Annotated in this window: 13 protein-coding genes and 1 pseudogene; 10 read left to right on the top strand and 4 right to left on the bottom strand. The window is 71.2% G+C overall.

The features are described from left to right. Nucleotides 1–79: 79 nt before the first annotated feature. The 3 genes from AB0N02_RS42130 (at nucleotide 80) to AB0N02_RS42120 (ending at nucleotide 3,065) form a co-directional block, all read left to right on the top strand. Entirely contained in the window at nucleotides 80–946 is an 867-nt protein-coding gene (locus tag AB0N02_RS42130; protein ID WP_363959379.1) for an alpha/beta hydrolase, read from the top strand. Nucleotides 947–1,091: 145 nt separating this feature from the next. Beyond that, nucleotides 1,092–2,453: a HAMP domain-containing sensor histidine kinase gene (locus AB0N02_RS42125; protein WP_363959376.1), complete on the top strand. Its 1,362-nt coding sequence runs from the start codon at nucleotides 1,092–1,094 to the stop codon at nucleotides 2,451–2,453. A gap of 9 nt (nucleotides 2,454–2,462) precedes the next feature. Next, the gene (locus AB0N02_RS42120; protein ID WP_363959373.1) at nucleotides 2,463–3,065 is read left to right on the top strand and encodes a TetR/AcrR family transcriptional regulator; all 603 of its coding nucleotides are present in this window, start codon (nucleotides 2,463–2,465) and stop codon (nucleotides 3,063–3,065) included. A 52-nt stretch (nucleotides 3,066–3,117) separates the two neighbouring features. Here AB0N02_RS42120 and AB0N02_RS42115 read toward each other — a convergent pair. Beyond that, a pseudogene (locus tag AB0N02_RS42115) lies at nucleotides 3,118–3,960 on the bottom strand (DMT family transporter); the annotation flags it as partial. Nucleotides 3,961–4,188: 228 nt separating this feature from the next. Here AB0N02_RS42115 and AB0N02_RS42110 point away from each other — a divergent pair. The 4 genes from AB0N02_RS42110 (at nucleotide 4,189) to AB0N02_RS42095 (ending at nucleotide 9,952) form a co-directional block, all read left to right on the top strand. After that, nucleotides 4,189–5,007 carry an SDR family oxidoreductase gene (locus AB0N02_RS42110; protein ID WP_363959370.1) on the top strand — a complete coding sequence of 273 codons (819 nt, stop codon included), beginning with the start codon at nucleotides 4,189–4,191 and terminating at the stop codon, nucleotides 5,005–5,007. A gap of 356 nt (nucleotides 5,008–5,363) precedes the next feature. Next, entirely contained in the window at nucleotides 5,364–7,997 is a 2,634-nt protein-coding gene (locus AB0N02_RS42105; RefSeq protein ID WP_363959367.1) for a glycosyl hydrolase family 18 protein, read from the top strand. A gap of 360 nt (nucleotides 7,998–8,357) precedes the next feature. After that, on the top strand, nucleotides 8,358–8,921 hold the full coding sequence (locus tag AB0N02_RS42100) for a copper resistance CopC family protein (RefSeq protein ID WP_363959364.1): 564 nt from the start codon (nucleotides 8,358–8,360) through the stop codon (nucleotides 8,919–8,921). Continuing rightward, on the top strand, nucleotides 8,918–9,952 hold the full coding sequence (locus tag AB0N02_RS42095; RefSeq protein ID WP_363959361.1) for a CopD family protein: 1,035 nt from the start codon (nucleotides 8,918–8,920) through the stop codon (nucleotides 9,950–9,952). The genes AB0N02_RS42100 and AB0N02_RS42095 overlap by 4 nt, the downstream gene beginning before the upstream one ends. Here AB0N02_RS42095 and AB0N02_RS42090 read toward each other — a convergent pair. After that, nucleotides 9,910–11,067, bottom strand: a complete 1,158-nt coding sequence (locus AB0N02_RS42090) for a hypothetical protein (RefSeq protein WP_363959358.1) — start codon at nucleotides 11,065–11,067, stop codon at nucleotides 9,910–9,912. The genes AB0N02_RS42095 and AB0N02_RS42090 overlap by 43 nt on opposite strands. Nucleotides 11,068–11,307: 240 nt before the next feature. On the opposite strand from AB0N02_RS42090, the gene AB0N02_RS42085 reads away from it, so the two are divergent. Both AB0N02_RS42085 and AB0N02_RS42080 read left to right on the top strand, forming a co-directional pair. Further along, nucleotides 11,308–14,007, top strand: a complete 2,700-nt coding sequence (locus AB0N02_RS42085; RefSeq protein ID WP_363959355.1) for an alpha/beta fold hydrolase — start codon at nucleotides 11,308–11,310, stop codon at nucleotides 14,005–14,007. Beyond that, nucleotides 14,004–14,945: an ABC transporter permease subunit gene (locus AB0N02_RS42080; RefSeq protein ID WP_363959352.1), complete on the top strand. Its 942-nt coding sequence runs from the start codon at nucleotides 14,004–14,006 to the stop codon at nucleotides 14,943–14,945. The genes AB0N02_RS42085 and AB0N02_RS42080 overlap by 4 nt, the downstream gene beginning before the upstream one ends. A gap of 23 nt (nucleotides 14,946–14,968) precedes the next feature. On the opposite strand, the gene AB0N02_RS42075 is transcribed toward AB0N02_RS42080, so the two are convergent. Next, complete coding sequence (locus AB0N02_RS42075; RefSeq protein ID WP_363959349.1) at nucleotides 14,969–15,148, bottom strand: hypothetical protein; 180 nt, start codon at nucleotides 15,146–15,148, stop codon at nucleotides 14,969–14,971. A 152-nt stretch (nucleotides 15,149–15,300) separates the two neighbouring features. On the opposite strand from AB0N02_RS42075, the gene AB0N02_RS42070 reads away from it, so the two are divergent. Beyond that, nucleotides 15,301–17,418, top strand: coding sequence for an AAA family ATPase (locus tag AB0N02_RS42070; protein WP_363959346.1), 2,118 nt, complete (start codon nucleotides 15,301–15,303; stop codon nucleotides 17,416–17,418). A 12-nt stretch (nucleotides 17,419–17,430) separates the two neighbouring features. On the opposite strand, the gene AB0N02_RS42065 is transcribed toward AB0N02_RS42070, so the two are convergent. Then, nucleotides 17,431–18,351: a 4-epi-cubebol synthase gene (locus AB0N02_RS42065; RefSeq protein ID WP_363959343.1), complete on the bottom strand. Its 921-nt coding sequence runs from the start codon at nucleotides 18,349–18,351 to the stop codon at nucleotides 17,431–17,433. Between the last annotated feature and the right edge of the window lie 14 nt (nucleotides 18,352–18,365).

The following is an 18,365-nucleotide window of genomic DNA, read 5'->3' as shown; positions in this document are numbered from 1 at the left end:
CGGCACGCGCCGGGGCCGGCCGTCTCACGAGGCGAAAACGAATCGGATCCGGTGGGACGGGAGCGGCATGATGAGGGCCATGAGCACGTATGTCACCGCCCCCGTCCGTACCGGTGAGGAACGGTTGCCCGACGGGAGGGTGCTGGGCTGGGCCGAGTGGGGACCGATGGACGGCGCACCGGTTCTGTTCTCCCCGGGGGCGGCCACCGGTCGCGGCCTGGGCTTCGGGGCCGAGGCGGTGGACGATCTCGGTGTCCGGCTGATCTCCCTCGACCGGCCCGGGCTGGGCGTCTCCACTCCCGCGCCCCGGCGCACCTTCGCCGACTTCGCCGAGGACGTCCGCGTGTTCGCCGGGCGCGGGGACCTGGGCCTGCCCGCCATGGTCGGCAACTCGCAGGGGGCGCCGTTCGCCCTGGCCTGCGCGGAGGCCGGAGTGATCGGTGCGCTGGCGGTGGTCTCGGGGGCGGACGAGGTCGCCGACCCCCGGTTCGCCGACGCGCTGCCGGAGGAGTTGCGGCGCCTGGTGGACGTCGCGGTGACCGATCCGGAGGCCGCCGAGAGGATCTTCGCCGGGTTCACCCCGCAGGCCATGTGGGACATGGTCATGGGCGGCAGCCCGGCCTGCGATCTCGCCGTCTACGAGGAGGCCGGGTTCGCCGCCGCGTACCGGCGGGCGCTGGAGGACGCCTTCGCCCAGGGCCCCGGGGGCTACGCGCGTGACACCGCCCTGGCGATGGGCCGGTGGGGAATCGATCTCTCGTCGATCAGGGTGCCGGTGGACCTGTGGTACGGGCGGGAGGACGTCGGCCACTCGCCCGACCTGGGAGCCGGCCTGGCACACCGCATTCCCGGAGCCGTCCGGCACGTCGTCCCCGGAATCGGGGGCGCGGTGCTGTGGACGGACTCCGGAGAGATCCTCCGTACCCTCCTGGAACGCGCCGGGTGACCGGAGCCGGCGGGCGAGGGCCACCCGCGAGACCTCGTATTCCCAAAAGGAGGAAAGACGAACTTTGCCCCTCCTTGGCCATGAATGGCCAGGAAATGGCAATTAGTCCGTCCAGGGTGATCGTCTGATCTCGGGGGAGGTTGGCGTGGTCACCAGGGGCACCTGGTCGGTTCGGACCCGGTTGACGCTGATCGCCATCACCGTCGCCGTCTTGTCGGGCATCGCCATCACCGTGATCGCGACCCTCGCCCTGTACAGCCTGGCCGGAAGTTTCCGCGCCCAGGAGGTCACCAACGCCGCCCTGGAGACCATCGACCTCACGATGCGGGGTCGGCTGCCCTCCGTGCTGCCCCAGGACGGGCTCGACGGCGTCCAGGTCCTCGACTCGGCGGGGAAGGTCATCTCGTCGACCCCGAACCTGCGTGGAAGCCCGCGGATGGCGGACTTCGTCCCTCCTGCCGGGAGCGTCAGCACCGCCAGGGAACTGTGCGGCATCCCCCACCTGCCGGACTGCACGGTCGTCGTGGCCTTCAGAATCCACCAGCCGAGTGGCGACTGGATCATCTACGCCGCCGACGACGTGGTTCCCTGGTACGTCCATCCGGGGCTGTTCGCCGTCATCGTCGGCAGCTGCCTGCTGCTGGTGGTGCTCGCCGGAGTCGGCGCCTACCAGACGGTTCACCGGGCGCTGCTCCCGGTGAACGCGATCAGGAACGAGCTGGCCGAGATCACCGCGACCGACCTCGGCCGCCGGGTGCCCGTCCCGGCCGCGCAGGACGAGGTCAGGGGACTGGCCCTGACGATCAACCAGACCCTCGACCGGCTGGAGGCGGCGGCCGAACAGCAGCGCAGGTTCGCCTCCGACGCCTCCCACGACCTGCGCAGCCCGCTCACCGCCATGCGCGCGCAGGTCGAGGAGGCGCTGCTCTATCCGGAGGACACCGACTGGAAGGCGAAGGCCGGCGAGATGCTCGTCAGCCTGGACCGGCTCCAGGCGATCGTCTCCGATCTGCTGATGCTGGCCAAGCTCGACTCCGGCGCGCCGGCCCGCAAGGAACGGATCGACCTGGCCGAGCTGTGCGAGGAGGAGCTGGCCCGCCGCAGGCGCGGCGTCGAGATGGTCCGCGAGCTGGAGCCCGGCGTCACGGTGCTGGGCAACCGGGTCCGGCTTGCACGGCTGCTGACCAACCTGCTGGACAACGCCGAACGGCACGCCGCCGCGCGGATCACGGTGAGCGTGCGGGCCGACGGGGGAACCGGCAAGAAAATCGGGGGAACGGCCGTCCTGGAGGTGCTCGACGACGGCGCCGGAATCGCCCGCGAACACTGGGAGGTGGTCTTCCGCCGCTTCGCCCGGCTCGACGCCTCGCGCAACAGGGACGCCGGGGGCACGGGCCTGGGGCTGCCCATCGCCAGAGAGATCGCCCAGGCGTACGGCGGGACCCTGGGACTGGAGGAGAGCCCCCAAGGCGCACGTTTCGTATTGCGCCTCCCCCTCAACCGCTAGGGTTCCCCTGTGACACGGGGATTTGGACGATTACGTCGCGAAGATCTGCTCCGGACCGCCTGCGACGTCATAGCGGCCCAGGGCTTCGGGCACACCCGGACCGCGGACATCGCGCAGGCCGCCGGGGTCAGCCAGGCACTGCTGTTCTACCACTTCGAGACCAAGGAGAAGCTGTTCGCGCAGGCCTTCGCCTACGCGGCCCAGCGCGACCTGGAGACCCTCACCAAGGTGGAGGGCGCGGACGGCTCCCCCCTGGAACGGCTGCGCGTCCTGCTCAGGTTCTACTCCCCGACCGGCAGGTCCAAGTCGTGGGCGCTGTGGATCGACGCCTGGGCCGAGTCGATGCGCAACGCCGAGCTGGAGGAGATGTCCCGCAGGATCGATCTGCGCTGGAAGCAGGCGCTGCGCGCGATCATCGACGAGGGCGCCGAGGCCGGCGCGTTCACCTGCGCCGATCCCGACGGGTCCACCTGGCGGATCGTCTCGCTCATCGACGGCCTGTCGACCCAGGCGACCGTGCACAAGCGCGTGCTGTCCCAGGCCCGTCTGGCGGAGTTCGTCCGTACGGCGACCGCGGGAGAGCTGGGGCTGTCCCCCGACGCGCTGCGCTGAGCGCTCTCTCGGGCGGCGCGGCCAGGGCCTCCCCGGGCAGCACGACCAGGAGCATGGCCAGCGCGATCAGCCCTCCGCCGAGGAAGACGGTCCAGGTGAGCCGCTCGCCGTACAGCGCGACGGCCAGGACGGTCACCCAGAGCGGCTGGGCCGACAGGATCACCGTGGCGGGCGTGGCGGGCACGTGTCCCTGACCGTAGGAACGTGCCAAAAAGCCCAGCGCGCAGGCCACGATCGACAGGTGGCCGAGGATCGCCCAGTCGGCCGGGGTGCGGGGCGGGGTGAGGCCGTCCGGCACGGCGAGGACGCCTGTCATGAGGGCGATGGTGCCGAGCTGGATCACCGTGATCGGGTAGGCGGCTCGCCGCGCCTCGGCGAAGTTGCCGAGCACGAGGGTGTGCCCGGAGTACAGCACCGCGGACAGCAGGGTCACGGCCAGCGCCGGCGCCGGGACCGCGCCGCCCTCCTCCCCCCTGAACAGGGTGAAGATCGTCATGGCCGCCATGGCCAGCGCCACCGCGATCCACGTGCGCGCGGAGACGTCCGCGCCGAGCAGGACCAGTCCGAGGAGCGGGGTGATCACCACGTAGGAGCCGACGACGAACCCTGAGACCGACGAGGGCAGGTCGTGCAGCGCGAACGCCTGGGCCGTCTGGCCCGCGCCGAACAGCAGGCCCAGCAGGACACCGGTCCGCCAGGTTCCCGCCGGCAGTCCCCGCAGACAGCGCGGGCGCAGCGCGAACAGGACGAGCGCCGCGAGGGCGTAACGCTCGGTGAGCAGATCCGCCACGGGCATCCGGAGCATGAGATCTTTCATCAGCGGGAAGGCCGACCCCCAGGCGGCGCTGACGAACAACAGAAGCACGGCTCCCAAAAGGGGTCGGGGAGCGGGCATCACTGCCATAACAGCAGGATTCCACTACGCCCAGCCGTCGACGGAGCACGAAGCGGATGAGGAGTGGTCCGAGTACCACGCCGAATAAAGGACACCACCCCGGCGTAATAGAGCACACATCCCGGTTAAGGACAGTCGATCCCCTGTCCACCGGTCCGCCCGAAAGGGGTCACCCCGCGCCACCGCTCTCCGGCCGGGCCCGGAGTCCGCACGCCGAAAGGAGTTTCGATGAGGACAGCGATCGTGACGGGAGGCGCGTCGGGCATCGGCCGGGCGGTCTGCCGGGAGCTGGGCGGCCGTGGCGTACACGTCGTGGTCGCCGACCTGGACGGCGCCGGAGCCGAACGGGTGGCCGGGGAGATCGGCGGTTCGGGCGTGAGGCTGGACGTCACGGACGCGCGGGCCGTGGAGGATCTGGTCACGGGCGTCAGGGACGACCGGGGCAGGCTGGACTTCGTGTTCAACAACGCCGGGATCGCGGTCGGCGGCACCGCGGAGGAGCTCACCCTCGACCACTGGAACCGCACGATCGACGTGAACCTGCGCGGCGTGGTGCACGGTGTCCACGCCGCCTACCCCGTCATGATCCGGCAGGGTTTCGGCCACATCGTGAACACCGCGTCCCTGGCGGGCCTGGTTCCCACGCCCATGATGGCGCCGTACGCCGCGACCAAGCACGCGGTGGTCGGGCTGTCCCTCGCCCTGCGGACCGAGGCGGCGGCGCACGGCGTGAAGGTCAGCGTGGTCTGCCCGGGTTTCGTCGACACCCCGCTGCTCGACCACGTCAACCCCGGCCTGCCGCGGACCAGGACCGGCACGAGCGCCAGGCGATCGGCGATCAGGGCCCAGGGCCGGCTCTACTCCGCCGACGCGCTCGCGGGCGACATCATGCGGGGCCTCGCGCGCGACCGGGCGCTCATCGTGGTCCCGGCGTCGGGGCGGCTGGCCTGGCTCGGGGCACGGCTCTCGCCGTCGCTCGCCGTACGGGTGGCCTCACTGGCCGTCCGCCGCCTCGGCCGGGACCGGCGAAGCGGCGATTCCAGCTAGGTTCACGACGGCCAGGTTCACGGCGGGCCCTCCCCTCGGCGGCGGTGGTGCCGCGCCGGGGGAAGGCGGATTGTTCGGGGGTGTCCCGAGGAGTGTGAAATCGCTGCGTGCGGGCGGTGCCGCCCGCACGCGCACCTCACGGGATCCGGGGTCGGTGGATGCCGTGGTCACGCGTGCGGGGTCTTCGCCCCCCGTGGCTCAGCGAGGTCACCCCTACTAACTATCAAGAAACTTTCTTAAAAGAAAGCATTGACGGACCTGATGGGAGCGCATAGTTTCCAAAATCAACAACCCGTGGGGGGGGTCTCGGGGTTGGGGTTCACCGCTGTGTTTCCTCATTCGGAGGTAGCTCTCCCATGTCCTCACGCTTACGCGCGGGCCTCGCGGCGGCCGGCGCGTCGTTCGCCCTGATCGCCTGCGCACTCGCGGGCACCGCCACCGCGGCGACCGACAACGCGGCCTGCCGTCCCGACGGGCTCTACACCTCACCGGGCCTCGACGTGCCCTACTGCCAGGTCTACGACGAGGCGGGCCGGGAGAAGATGGGTGCCGACCATCCTCGCCGCATCATCGGCTACTTCACCGGATGGCGGACCGGAAAGAACGGTCAGCCGTCCTACCTGGCCAAGAACATCCCCTGGGACAAGGTCACCCACATCAACTACGCGTTCGCGCACGTGGGCCCGGACAACAAGATCTCGGTCGGCGGCGACGGTCCCAACAACGCGGCGACCGGCATGGAGTGGCCGGGGATCGACACCCTCGACCCGGCGCTGCCGTACAAGGGCCACTTCAACCTGCTGAACAAGTACAAGAAGGCCAACCCGAACGCCAAGACGCTGATCAGCGTCGGCGGCTGGGCCGAGACCGGCGGCTACATCGACGACGCCGGCGACCGCAAGCCCTCCGGCGGCTTCTACACGATGACGACGAACGCCGACGGTTCGGCCAACACGGCCGGGATCAACGCCTTCGCCGACTCCTCGGTCGCGTTCATCCGGAAGTACGGCTTCAACGGCGTGGACATCGACTACGAGTACCCGACGTCGATGAAGGACGCGGGCAACCCGCTGGACTGGCAGATCGGCAACGCCCGCCGCTCGTCGCTGATGAAGAACTACGCGGTGCTGATGAAGACGCTGCGTGAGAAGCTCAACGCCGCCTCCGCCGCCGACGGCAAGTACTACCTGCTGTCGGTCGCCGCCCCCTCCTCGGGCTACCTGCTGCGCGGCATGGAGACCTTCCAGGTCACGCAGTACCTCGACTACGTCAACATCATGTCCTACGACCTGCACGGCGCGTGGAACGAGTTCGTCGGCCCGAACGCGGCGCTCTACGACGACGGCAAGGACGCCGAGCTGGCCAAGTGGAACGTCTACAACACCGAGGCGTACGGCGGCCTCGGCTACCTCAACACCGACTGGGCCTACCACTACTTCCGCGGTGCGATGCAGCCGGGCCGGATCAACATCGGCGTGCCGTACTACACCCGGGGCTGGCGCAACGTCACCGGCGGCACCAACGGCCTGTGGGGCATCTCCAAGAGCACCAGCGGCTGCCCGACCGGCCTGACCACCTGTGGTGACGGCGCGCGCGGCATCGACAACCTCTGGCACGACATGGAGAACAACAGCGAGGTCGGCGGCGGCGGCAACCCGCTCTGGCACGCCAAGAACCTGCTGGACGGCCGCGTCGGCTCCTACGGCCCCGCCTACGGCCTCGACCCGAACAAGGCCGACGACAAGCTGACCGGCACCTACGTCCGCAACTACAACTCGACCCTGGTCGCCCCCTGGCTGTGGAACGACACCAAGAAGGTCTTCCTGTCGACCGAGGACGACCAGTCCATCGGCGTCAAGGCCAACTACGTCAAGGACCGGGGCATCGGCGGCATGATGATCTGGGAGCTGGCCGGCGACTACGCCTGGGACTCGGCCAAGAGCGAGTGGTTCATGGGCGACACGCTCACCACCCAGGTCTACAACACCTTCAAGACCGCCACGCCGTACGGCGCGACCCGCGCCAAGGTGAGCATCCCCGACGAGAAGCTCGACATGAGCGTGGACATCAGCGGCTTCCCCTCCGGTGACAGCAACTACCCGATCACCGGCAAGCTGAAGGTCACCAACAACTCGAAGACGACGATCCCCGGCGGCGCGGAGTTCCAGTGGGACTACGCCAGCTCGGCGCCGAGGACCGCCAAGGACCAGTCCGGCTACGGCCTGACCGTGATCAGCAGCGAGCACGGCTCCGGCAACAACATCGGCGGCCTGAAGGGCGACTTCAACCGGATCTCCTTCAAGCTGAAGGCCAACGAGCCGCTGGCCCCCGGCGCCTCGCTGAGCATGGACTACGTCTACTACCTGCCCGCCCCGGCCCCGGCGAACTTCACCGTGAGCTTCGGCGGCAAGACCTACGGCCTGACCGGTGACTACGCCCGCGGCGGCGTGGTCGTCAACCCGACGCCGACGCCGACCGGCACCGGCGGCCCCGGCGGCGACTGCGGGGCTCCCCCGTGGTCGGCGGGCGAGATCTACAACGGCGGAGCCAAGGTCACGCACAAGGGCCACCTGTGGCAGGCCAAGTGGTGGACCCAGAACAACGAGCCGGGCACCAACTCCGTCTGGACCGACCTCGGTGTCTGCGCGACCACCAGCCCCTCTCCGACCGTCATCCCCACCGGGTCGCCCACCCCCACGGTGAGCCCGACCGTCACCCCGACCAACACGCCCACCGCGACCCCGACGGTGAGCCCGACGGTGACGCCGACCGCCACCCCGACGGTGACGCCGACGGTCACCCCGACCGCCACCCCCACCCCGACCGTCACCTCGACCGGGACCTACCCGGCGTGGAAGGCGGGCACGGCCTACACCGCCGGCACCCGGGTCTCCTACTCGGGCGCCAACTATGAGTGCCGCCAGGCGCACACCTCCGGCGCGGGATGGGAGCCCGCGAACGTGCCCGCGCTCTGGCAGCGCCTGAACTAGCCATTCCTCCCACAGGCGCCCGGCGATCCCTCCTGCCACGGATCGCCGGGCGCCACCGTTTTCCCGCACCGTCTCCGCCGCCGCCTCCTTCCCGCACCGTCTCCGCCGCCGCTCTCCGGCACCGCTCTCCGGCACCGCTCTCCGGCACCGTCTCCGCGGGCCGTTCCCCGTGACCGTTCCGGCGGCCGCCCGGGGAGCGCCCGGGGAGCACCCGGGGAGCACCGCGGAACCACCGGGAACCGTCCCGGCGCCTTCCCTCGGGACCGTCCGATTTGTCGTCCCGGTGGCCGATTCCCACGCCGGTGGGCGGTGATGGGACCATGGCGGGGTCATGACAGACCCAATGGAAGGCCACGATCGGTGAGGCGGCTTCTGACCGTCCTGCTGCTCGCGTGCGCCGCGCTTCTGGGCGCGGTCACCCCGGCGCAGGCCCACAACGTGCTGATCGGCAGCGACCCCCAGGACGGCGCCCGGCTCGCCGCGGGACCCGAACGGATCACCCTCACCTTCGACCAGTCGGCACGGCAGGGCTTCGCCCAGATCAGCGTGACCGGTCCCGACGGGACCCGCTGGGAGGACGGGAAGACGACCGTCGACGGCGCGAAGGTGAGCGTCGGGGTCAGGCCCCTGGGCCCCGCCGGGCAGTACGTCGTGGGATACCGCATCCTGTCCTCGGACGGCCACCCGGTGGCGGACAAGGTGACCTTCACCCTGACCACGGCGGGCACGGGCACCGCGGCCCAGCCGGACCCGGCCGCCTCCGCCGCGCCGCAGACCCCGGATCTGAGCGCCCAGGCCGCCGAGGCCGCGCAGAACGGCGGGGCCGGGATGGCCGTGCTGTGGATCGTGGGCGCCCTCGTCCTGCTGGGCGGGGCCACCGTCGTGGCGCTGCGCCGCGGCGGGGAAAGGGGGGCCCCGCGATGACCGCGACCCTGGAGGGCGTGCCGGAGACGAAGGGCACGCTCAGAAGGCTGGTCGCCGGCGGGTTCGTCTCGGGAGCCGTGCTCGCCGTGGTGACCGCGACGGCGCTGACCGCCCAGGAGGCGGTACCGGGGATCACCGTCCCCGGGCCGCTGGTGGAGTACGGCCTGCCGGTGCTGCGGGTGCTGCTCGACCTGGCCGCGGTGGCGGTGGTCGGGCTCAGCCTGCTGCCGAAGATGCTCGGGTTCGACGACCCCGACCGGACCGAGCCGGTGATGCGCCGGGCCAGGCCGCTGGCGGTGACGTTCGCGTGGGCGTGGGCACTGCTGGCGCTGGTCGTCATCGTGTTCCAGACCGCCCAGCTCAACCCGGGGACGATCCCGACTCCGGCGATGATCGCCGAATACGTCAACGGTGTCGGCGCCGGTCAGGGGATGCTCTTCAGCGCCGCCTGCGCGCTCGCCTACGCCGGGATCGGGCTGCTGGCCGTACGGTTCGGCGAGAAGGTCCCGGCGGAGCTGCGGATCGTGATCGCCTTCTTCGGCCTGCTGCCGATCCCCGTCACCGGGCACGCGGTGAACTCGGTGTGGCACGACCCCATCATGATCTCGATGGAGCTGCACGTGATGGGCTCCGCCGCCTGGACGGGCGGACTGCTGATGATCATGCTGCTGGTCGCCGGGAACCGGGAGCTGCTGGCCCGGGTCCTGCCGAGGTTCTCCAGGCTGGCGACGCTGGCGCTGGTGCTGGTGAGCCTCTCCGGGCTGGTGACCGGCCTGTCCTCGATGGCCCTGACCCAGGGCGTCGAACTGCCGGGGGCGCTGTTCGGCAGCCACTACGGGCTGCTCGTGCTGGCCAAGACCGCCGGCGTGGCGCTGCTGATCCCGTTCGCCGCCCACATCAGGTTCCGCCTGCTGCCGCGCATCACCGCGCGGCAGGGGACGGCGGTCGTCGCGTGGGCGGCGGCCGAGATCACCGTGATGGGGCTGGCCTACGGACTCGCGGTCGCGCTGACCACGGCCTCCATGTCCTGAGCCCGGAGCCTGTAGCGGGACAGCGCCCACTCGGCGCCCAGCCACAGGACGGCCAGGATCACCCCGCCGATCGCCACCGTCAGGGGCGGCACCAGCGGCGGGGTGAGGTAGGCCATGCTCTGCAGGCGCAGCGCCTCCTCGACGACGACGGTGACCGCGAGCGAGCCGACCAGCGCCCGCACCACCGGGACCCGGATCAGGAACGCCAGGTCGACCGCGAGCGCACCGGCGATCAGGAAGACCGGCACCGCCGAGCGCGGGAAGGTGGCCAGCGCGAGCAGCGGCCAGATGAGGGTGCGGTAGGCGACGTAGGAGGCCGCGACGATCGTCGCGGTGAACGCCCGCCCCGTCATCGCGCGGGCGATCACCAGGACGAGCATGGCGGCGGCCACGGCGTAGAGCGGGTAGAGCGCGTCCGGCACCGGCAGCGAGAACCTGACCACCATCGGCCGGTCGACCGCGCGGCCCATCTGGTCGGCGGCGAACTGCAGCAGGATGGGCTCGGCCTCGGGGCGCCCCCGGTCCCAGGCGGCGATGCCGAACACGCCGTACTCCTGGTGCTGCGCCGGGAACCAGACGTTCTCGAGCAGGAACACGAAGAGCCCGCCGAGGACCAGCGTCCGCGTCCGTCCGGGGGGCGCGCCCATGAACCAGCCCCTGATCACCCCGCAGACCATCAGGAGGGTGCCGATGTAGAGCATCATGTGCGACGGGCTCCACGAGGTGATGTCGAGCCCGTTGACGCGGTGGTTGATCAGGTCGAGCGGCACCGCGATGAGGAAGACCGCGGTGCCCCAGCCGATGAGGCGCTGCGCCGTCCTGTCGACGCCGTAGCCGGTGTAAAGGTGGACGATCGTGAGCATGAGCGCGATGGCGGTGCCGACGCTGTTGAGCAGGTGTGGCGGCGCCAGGTCGTCACGCAGCCACTTGAAGTGCCAGGAGACGTCCCACGAGGCGCCCAGGACCTTGAAGGAGAAGGCCACCAGCCAGCCGAAATAGAGCACCCGGAACAGGTCCTCCGGAGTCTGACGGCCCGCCTTTCCCCTGGTCCAGTAGGGCAGGGCCCACAGAACGACGGGAGTGGCTCTTTTTCTCAAGCTGGCGACTGGCTTCACGCGCGAAATGATGCCCGTCCTTTACCTTGGTCCGCAATCGGGAACATCCCTGAGAGATCGGTAGGGGTTAGTACACCTTGATCGTTAATTGCACCTTTTGGGCCTTTTGTCCATCGCTAGGAACTTCTGGAGACGCTCCGTGTCCCGGGGAAGCGTCTCAGGCCCCTCTCAGCTCCCCTCAGTAAGCTCGCGGTCATGAAGCTCGCGGGGAAGCCGGTCATCCGGATCACAGTGGTCACTGTGGTCACAGTGTTGGTCGCCGGGGTCGCCTTCTGGGCGCTGTGGCCGTCGGCGCCCGCGGTACGGGCCCAGGACCACACGATCACGGTGGTCGACGGCCCGGCCGACGACCAGCGGGTCACGCTCGACACGAGCTTCTTCCCGCCCGCCGGAGGCGGCCGGGCCCCGGCGGTGCTGCTGGCGCACGGCTTCGGCGGCAGCAAGCAGAGCGTCCGGGAGGCCGCGGTACGGCTGGCGCAGGACGGCTACGCCGTACTGACCTGGTCCGCGCGGGGCTTCGGCGCCTCCGGCGGGCAGATCGCGCTCAACTCCCCCGACTACGAGGTCAAGGACGTCCGCCAGCTCGTCGACTGGCTGGCGAAACGGCCCGAGGTCCGGCTCGACGCGGCCGGCGACCCCAGGGTGGGCATCGCGGGCGGCTCCTACGGCGGGGCCATCGCCCTGATGGCCGCCGCCCACGACGGCAGGATCGACGCGATCGTCCCCCAGATCACCTGGTACGACCTGGCCGACGCGCTGTTCCCCGAGGCGGGCGGCCGGGGGCCGGAGAACGGGGTGTTCAAGCGGATGTGGGCCGGGCTGTTCTTCAGCAGGGGCGGAACCCCCCAGGTCACCGGCCCCCTGCCGTCCGCGGCGGGCGGCGGCCAGGCCGCCCTGCCCGCCTCGCCCCCGACCGCGCAGGAGGTCAGGTGCGGCCGGTTCCTGCCGGAACTCTGCGACATGTACCAGCGGATCGCCGAGACGGGCCGGGCGACACCGTCGGCGATCGAGACCCTGCGCCGCTCCAGCCCGATCTCCGTGCCCGGCAGGATCAAGATCCCGACGCTGCTGCTCCAGGGGCAGCGCGACTCGCTGTTCCCCCTGGGGCAGGCGGACGCCAACGCCAGGGCCGTCGCCGCGACCGGCGCCCCGGTCGGCGTCGCCTGGTTCGACGGCGGCCACGACGGCGGCAACGGCGAGGTCGACTGGATCCACGAGCGGACCCGCGGCTGGTTCGACCGCTACCTGCGCGGGACCACCGGCACCGGGCAGACCGGCAGCCCGTTCACCGTCACCCGCGACGGCGGCCGCGACCCCGGCACCCGGCGCCCCGTCCAGCTGCACGCCACCGCGGACGGCTACCCGGGCCTGTCGGGCACCGCCAGAACCTCCGTCCCGCTGAGCGGCCCCGCCCAGCGGATCGCCAACCCGCCGGGCGGCTCCCCCGCCTCGGTCTCCGCCATCCCCGGCTTCGGAAGCCTCGGCGGGGGCAACCTGAACCTGTCGATCGACATGGCGGGCCAGAGCGCCTCCTTCGACTCCGCCCCGCTCACCGCGCCGCTCCAGGTCACCGGCAGCTCGGCCGTGAAGGTGCGGGTGCGTCTCGAAGACACGGCGACCGGCGCCGGACGGACGGACGGCCAGGGCTCACAGGACCCGCAGGACCCGCAGGGCTCACAGGACCCGCAGGGGTCGCAGAGTGAGCAGGGCGGGCAGGGCACGCGGGAGGGACAGGTCGCGCCCCGGGACGCGAAGGACGGGCAGGGCGCGCCGGAGGAGGCGAAGGGCGCACGGGAGGTGACGCTGTTCGCCAAGCTCTACGACGTCGCGGGCGGCGCCCAGGCACCGCTCCTGCCCGAGGGCCTCGTCGCCCCGGTCAGGATCTCCGTCCCCAAGGGCGGCACCGGGGAGGCCACGGTCACCCTGCCGGCCGTCGACCACCGCTTCGACGTCGGGCACCGGCTGCGTGTCGCCCTCACCACCACCGACATGGGCTACAGCACCCCGGCGGCCCCGGCCGTCTACGAGGTCGGGCTGGCCGAGCCGGCCCTGACCGTCCCGACCGACGCCGCGCTGCGGACCCCCTCGAGCGGCCTGAGCTGGTGGACCTGGGCGCTGCCCGCCGTGTCCGTCGTCGTCGCCGTGGTCCTGCTGCTCACCGGGCGGCGGCGCCGCGCGGACGGGCACGACCCGGCCCTCGGCGGGGTCCCGCTGCGGATCGACGGCCTGACCAAGGCCTACCGCAACGGCGAGCCGGCCGTGGACGGCCTGTCCTTCACCGTCGAGCGGGGCCAGGTGCTCGGCCTGCTCGGCCCGAACGGCGCGGGCAAGACCACCACGATGCGGATGCTGATGGGCCTGATCCACCCCGACGCGGGCGAGATCAGGATCTTCGGCCACCGGGTCTCCCCCGGCGCCCCCGTCCTGTCCCGGCTGGGCTCGTTCGTCGAGGGCCCCGGCTTCCTGCCGCACCTGAGCGGGCGGGCCAACCTGGAGCTCTATTGGAGGGCGACCGGCCGTCCCCTCCGGGACGCCCACCTCACCGAGGCCCTGGAGATCGCCGGGCTCGGCGGCGCGCTCGACCGGGCGGTGCGGACCTACTCCCAGGGCATGCGCCAGCGCCTGGCCATCGCCCAGGCCATGCTCGGGCTGCCCGACCTGCTGGTGCTCGACGAACCCGCCAACGGCCTGGACCCGCCGCAGATCCGCGAGATGCGGGAGGTCCTGATCGCCTACGCGACGCGGGGCCGTACGGTCATCGTCTCCAGCCATCTGCTCGCCGAGGTCGAGCAGACCTGCAGCCACGTGGTGGTCATGCACCGGGGCCGGCTCGTCACGGCCGGTCCGGTGAGCGACCTGCTGAGCGGCCGTGCCCCGGGCGACGGCTCCGGCAGCCGCCTTGAGGACGTGTTCCTGGACCTGATCGAGGAGAAGGTGTGAACGACGCCAACGGCTCGGCCGCGGCCCTCGCCGACGCCCGGGTGACCGGCCCTCACGAAGAGGGCTCCGGCGGCTCCGGCGGCCCCGGCGCGGACGGCTCGGCGGCCGGTTACCTGGCCGGGCACACGCTGCCGCTGTCGGTGGAGTTCGCCCGCCAGTTCAGGCGGCGCCGCACGCTGGTGATGTTCGGCCTGCTGCTCGCGCTGCCGTGGATCCTGGTGGTCGCGTTCAAGATCGGCACCGGTTCCGGCCAGCCGGCGGCCACGCTGCGCCTGTCCGACCTGGCGACCGAGGGCGGCCTGAACTTCGCGGCGTTCGCGCTGTCGGTCTCGGCGAGCTTCCTGCTGGTCGTCGCGGTCGCGCTGTTCTGCGGCGACACCGTGGCGAGCGAGGCCGACTGGTCCTCGCTGCGTTACCTGCTGGCCGCCCCGATCCCCCGCGACCGGCTGCTGCGGCAGAAGCTGATCGTCGCGATGGCCTACTCGGCGGCGGCGGTGATCTGCCTGCCCCTGATGGCGCTGCTGGCCGGGACGCTGGCGTTCGGCTGGCACGACGTGCGGGTGCCGGCCACCGGCGAGACCATCGCCGCGCTGGAGGTGCTGCCCCGCTTCGGCGTGGTGATCGGCTACGCCCTGGTCAGCCAGTTCGTGGTCGCCGCGCTGGCCTTCCTGCTGTCGGTCGGCACCGACTCGCCGCTCGGCGCGGTCGGCGGGGCGGTCGGCCTGGTGATCGTCAGCAACATCCTGCAGGCGGTCGAGGTTCTCGGCTCGCTGCGGGAGTTCCTGCCGACGTTCTGGAACACGGCATGGCTGGACGCCCTCGCGCCGCAACCCGAGTACAGCGGAATGGTCAAGGGCGTCGCCGTCTCGATCACCTACTCGGCGATCCTGGTCGCCCTCGCCTTCCGCCGGTTCCGGCGCAGGGACGTCGTCTCGTGATCCCGGGTGTGTCGTGCCTCCCGCTACCAGTGGGGCGGCCGGTCCTCCAGCAGCCGCGCGTCGTCGTCGGGCTCGCGCCATCCCCCCCAGCCGAGATCGGTGTCGTCGCCGGTCTGGTCGGGCAGGATCGGCGGACCGTCGTCGGAGAGGTCGACGGGACGCAGATCGTCGGGATGCAGGTCGTCGGGCTCAAGCGAAGTCACGCGTCCATGCTAGCCAGCGTCGCGGTGAGCGCCTCGCGCCACGAGGGGGCTTGACCGGAAAGGTCACGGATCGGCGTCGGCGCCAGGGACAGCCACGGGCGCAGCCGGGTACGATGCGATGGTCAGGTGTCAGCTACCCCCGTGAGGCGGCCATGGCAACGCCATCAGGATGGCGGCGAGACGGCAATCTCCCCAACGAGCTCACCAGCTTCGTCGGGCGTACCAGGCTCCTGACCACACTCCGTCAGCGGCTGCGCGAGCACCGGCTCGTCACCGTGACCGGCATCGGCGGGGTCGGCAAGTCCCGCACCGCGCTGCGCATCGCCCATCTGATGCGGACCCAGTTCAGGGACGGCGTCTGGTTCGCCGACCTGACCCGGCTGCAGGACGCGGGCCTGCTCCGGCACACGATCACCTCGGCGCTCGGCATCGCCGACCAGTCCTCCCGCTCGGCGCACGAGACGCTGGCCGACTGGCTGCACGACCGCGAGATCCTCCTGATCATCGACACCTGCGAGCACCTGGTCGACGCCAGCGCGGAGCTCTTCGAGGAGCTGCTGACCAGCGCCGCCGGCCTGACCATCCTGGCGACCAGCCGCCAGTCGCTGAACGCCAGGGGCGAGCACACCGTCACCATCCCGCCGCTGGCCGTTCCCGGCGACTTCCCCGGCGAGAACCTCTTCACCAACGAGGCCGTGCAGCTGTTCGCCGCGCGGGCCGGCGCGGTCGTGCCCAACTTCGTGCTCGACGAGCACAACATCGGCCCCGTGGCCGAGCTGTGCCGCCGCCTGGACGGCATCCCGCTCGCCATCGAGCTGGCCGCGGTCCGGATGCGGGCGTTGTCGGTCGAGCAGATCCTCGGCCTGCTGGCCGACCGCTTCAGCCTGCTGGCGGGCGCCAGCCGTACGGCGTTGCCCCGCCACCAGACGCTGCGCGCCGCGATCGGGTGGAGCCACGAGCTGTGCGAGCCCGCCGAGCGGCTCCTGTGGGCCCGCCTGTCGGTCTTCGCGGGCGACTTCGAGCTGGACGCCGCCCGCTACGTGTGCTCGGGGGACAACCTGCCCGATGAGAGGATCATGGACCTCGTCACCAGCCTGGTCGAGAAGTCGATCCTGCTGAGCGAGAGCACATCCTCGGGGCACCGTTACCGGCTGATCGACACCCTGCGCCAGTACGGCGAGGAGTGGCTGGAGAAGCTGGGGGAGACCACCCGCATCCGGCAGCGGCACCGCGACTACTACCTGAAGCTGGCCAAGCAGAGCGAGGAGGCCTGGTCGGGCGCCCGCCAGGTCTACTGGTACGTCCGGATGCGCCACGAGCACGACAACATCCGGGTCGCCCTGGACCACTGCCTGACCACCCCCGGCGAGGTGCAGTCCGGGCTGACGCTGCTGTCGTCGCTGTGGTTCATGTGGGTGGCCTGCGGGCTGGCCCGCGAGGGCAGGCTCTACCTCGAGAAGACCCTGCAGCTGGCGCCCCAGCCGAGCCCGGAGCGCTGCAAGGCGCTGTGGGTGCTCTCCTACATCAACAGCGCCCAGGGCAACATCTCCGGGGCGATCGAGGCCGCCGACATGTGCAGCGCGGACGCCGTCCGCGTCGGCGACTCCGGCGCGGTCATCCTGGCGACCAAGATGCTGGGCACGGCCGCCTTCCTCCAGAACGACCTGCACAAGGCCAGCGCGCTGCTCGGCGTCGCCATCGAGTTCCACAGGAGCGGCAGGGAGCTCAACCCGGGGCTGCTGCCCTCGATCGTCGAGCTGTCGATGGTGCTGCTCATGCAGAACGACCCGAACGAGGCCGAGGTGCTGCTGCGCGACTGCATCTCGGTCTGCGCCCAGCGCGGTGAGCTGTGGCTGCGCTCGTACGCCATCTACGCCCTGGCCAGCGTCTACCAGGCGATGGGCCGCTCCGCCGACGCCATCGCCAACGCGCGTGAGGCGCTGCGGCTCAAACGCCACTTCCACGACGTGCTCGGCATCGGCCTGGCGATCGAGGTGGTCGCCAGGCAGGCCCTGGAGGACGGCCACCCCGCGCTCGCCTCACGGCTGATGGGCGCGGGCCAGGCGAACTGGCGGACCTTCGGGATGCCGCAGCTGGGCTCGCCCTTCTTCAACACCGAGCACGACCGGTGCGTCAAGGAGTGCAGGCGGCTCCTGGGCGACGAGGCGCACGAGGCGGCGTTCTCCGGCGGCAAGAGACTGAACCTGGAGGAGCTGATCGAGCTCGCGCTCGGCGAGCACGAGACCGACGACCCGCTCCCCCGGGTTTGACGGCGGGGGCGGTCACCCGCCGGACGAAAGCCGGTCCTCCTGTTGCCAGGCGAGCGTGTAGCGGGAGCTGGTCAGCGAGTAGTCGACGCTTCCGCTGATCCAGAACTCCAGCCCGCGCACGTAGGCGAGCACCGCCTCGGAGCCGAGCGCCTCCAGTGACGGGCGCAGCGCGACCATGTCGGCGACGGCCCGGTTCCGCATCCCGCCGATCGCCTCCATGGCGCCCTGCCGGGAGTAGCCCCGGTGCCGGGCCAGCACGTTCACCAGGTTGTTGCGGAAGTTGCCGCTCTCGCTCTCCTTGGCGTACGAGATGAGGTCGTTGTCCCACACGACGACGTCGGTGGCGCTCTTGGTGATCGCGCGCATGTCGGGATGGCGCCACTCGTCCGGGGTGAGGCGGTGCCCGCTGGCCACGTCGATCAGGGCGAAGACGGTGAGCATGGCCCCGGTCCTGCGCCGCATGAAGATGTAATCCTCCACGGGAGGGATGACCTCGTCCTCGCGGTTGGCCGCCTCCCACACCTGGGCGAACAGGTAGTCCTTGGTGACGCCGCACCAGCGGGCGAGCTGGTCCGCGCCGGCGTAGGCGGCGATCCTGCCCTTGATCTCCATCAGGGCCTTGGCGAACACGTCGTCCACCTGGTACCCGCCGTCCAGGTCCTCCAGCACGGCGTAGAACTGGGGCAGCGCGCGGGCTATCTCGGCGGCCCGGCGGTCCGACTCGCAGAAGGCGTCGTCGAAGGCGAACAGCCACACGCACCAGTCGGTCACCAGGCGGAGCAGGTGATGCTCGGCGTAGGGATAGGTCCGCGCGCCCAGCCAGCCGTACTTCGCCCGCCTGTAGCGTTCCACCGTCTCCGTATCGGCCACCAGCCCCGAGCCGACGAGCCATTCCAGGGTTTCGGTATCGACCCTTTCGACGTTGGGGTTCACCTCGCTCGGGAAGG

It is taken from the genome of Streptosporangium sp. NPDC051022, from assembly GCF_040683035.1.
Taxonomy (GTDB): domain Bacteria; phylum Actinomycetota; class Actinomycetes; order Streptosporangiales; family Streptosporangiaceae; genus Streptosporangium.
This window is presented reverse-complemented; position numbering and strand designations above follow the sequence as displayed.

Excerpts from the sequence above, each read along its gene's own strand:
- AB0N02_RS42130 (WP_363959379.1), top strand. The coding sequence starts at position 80 with ATGAGCACGTATGTCACCGCCCCCGTCCGTACCGGTGAGGAACGGTTG.
- AB0N02_RS42110 (WP_363959370.1), top strand. The coding sequence starts at position 4,189 with ATGAGGACAGCGATCGTGACGGGAGGCGCGTCGGGCATCGGCCGGGCG.
- AB0N02_RS42105 (WP_363959367.1), top strand. The coding sequence starts at position 5,364 with ATGTCCTCACGCTTACGCGCGGGCCTCGCGGCGGCCGGCGCGTCGTTC.
- AB0N02_RS42095 (WP_363959361.1), top strand. The coding sequence starts at position 8,918 with ATGACCGCGACCCTGGAGGGCGTGCCGGAGACGAAGGGCACGCTCAGA.
- AB0N02_RS42070 (WP_363959346.1), top strand. The coding sequence starts at position 15,301 with ATGGCAACGCCATCAGGATGGCGGCGAGACGGCAATCTCCCCAACGAG.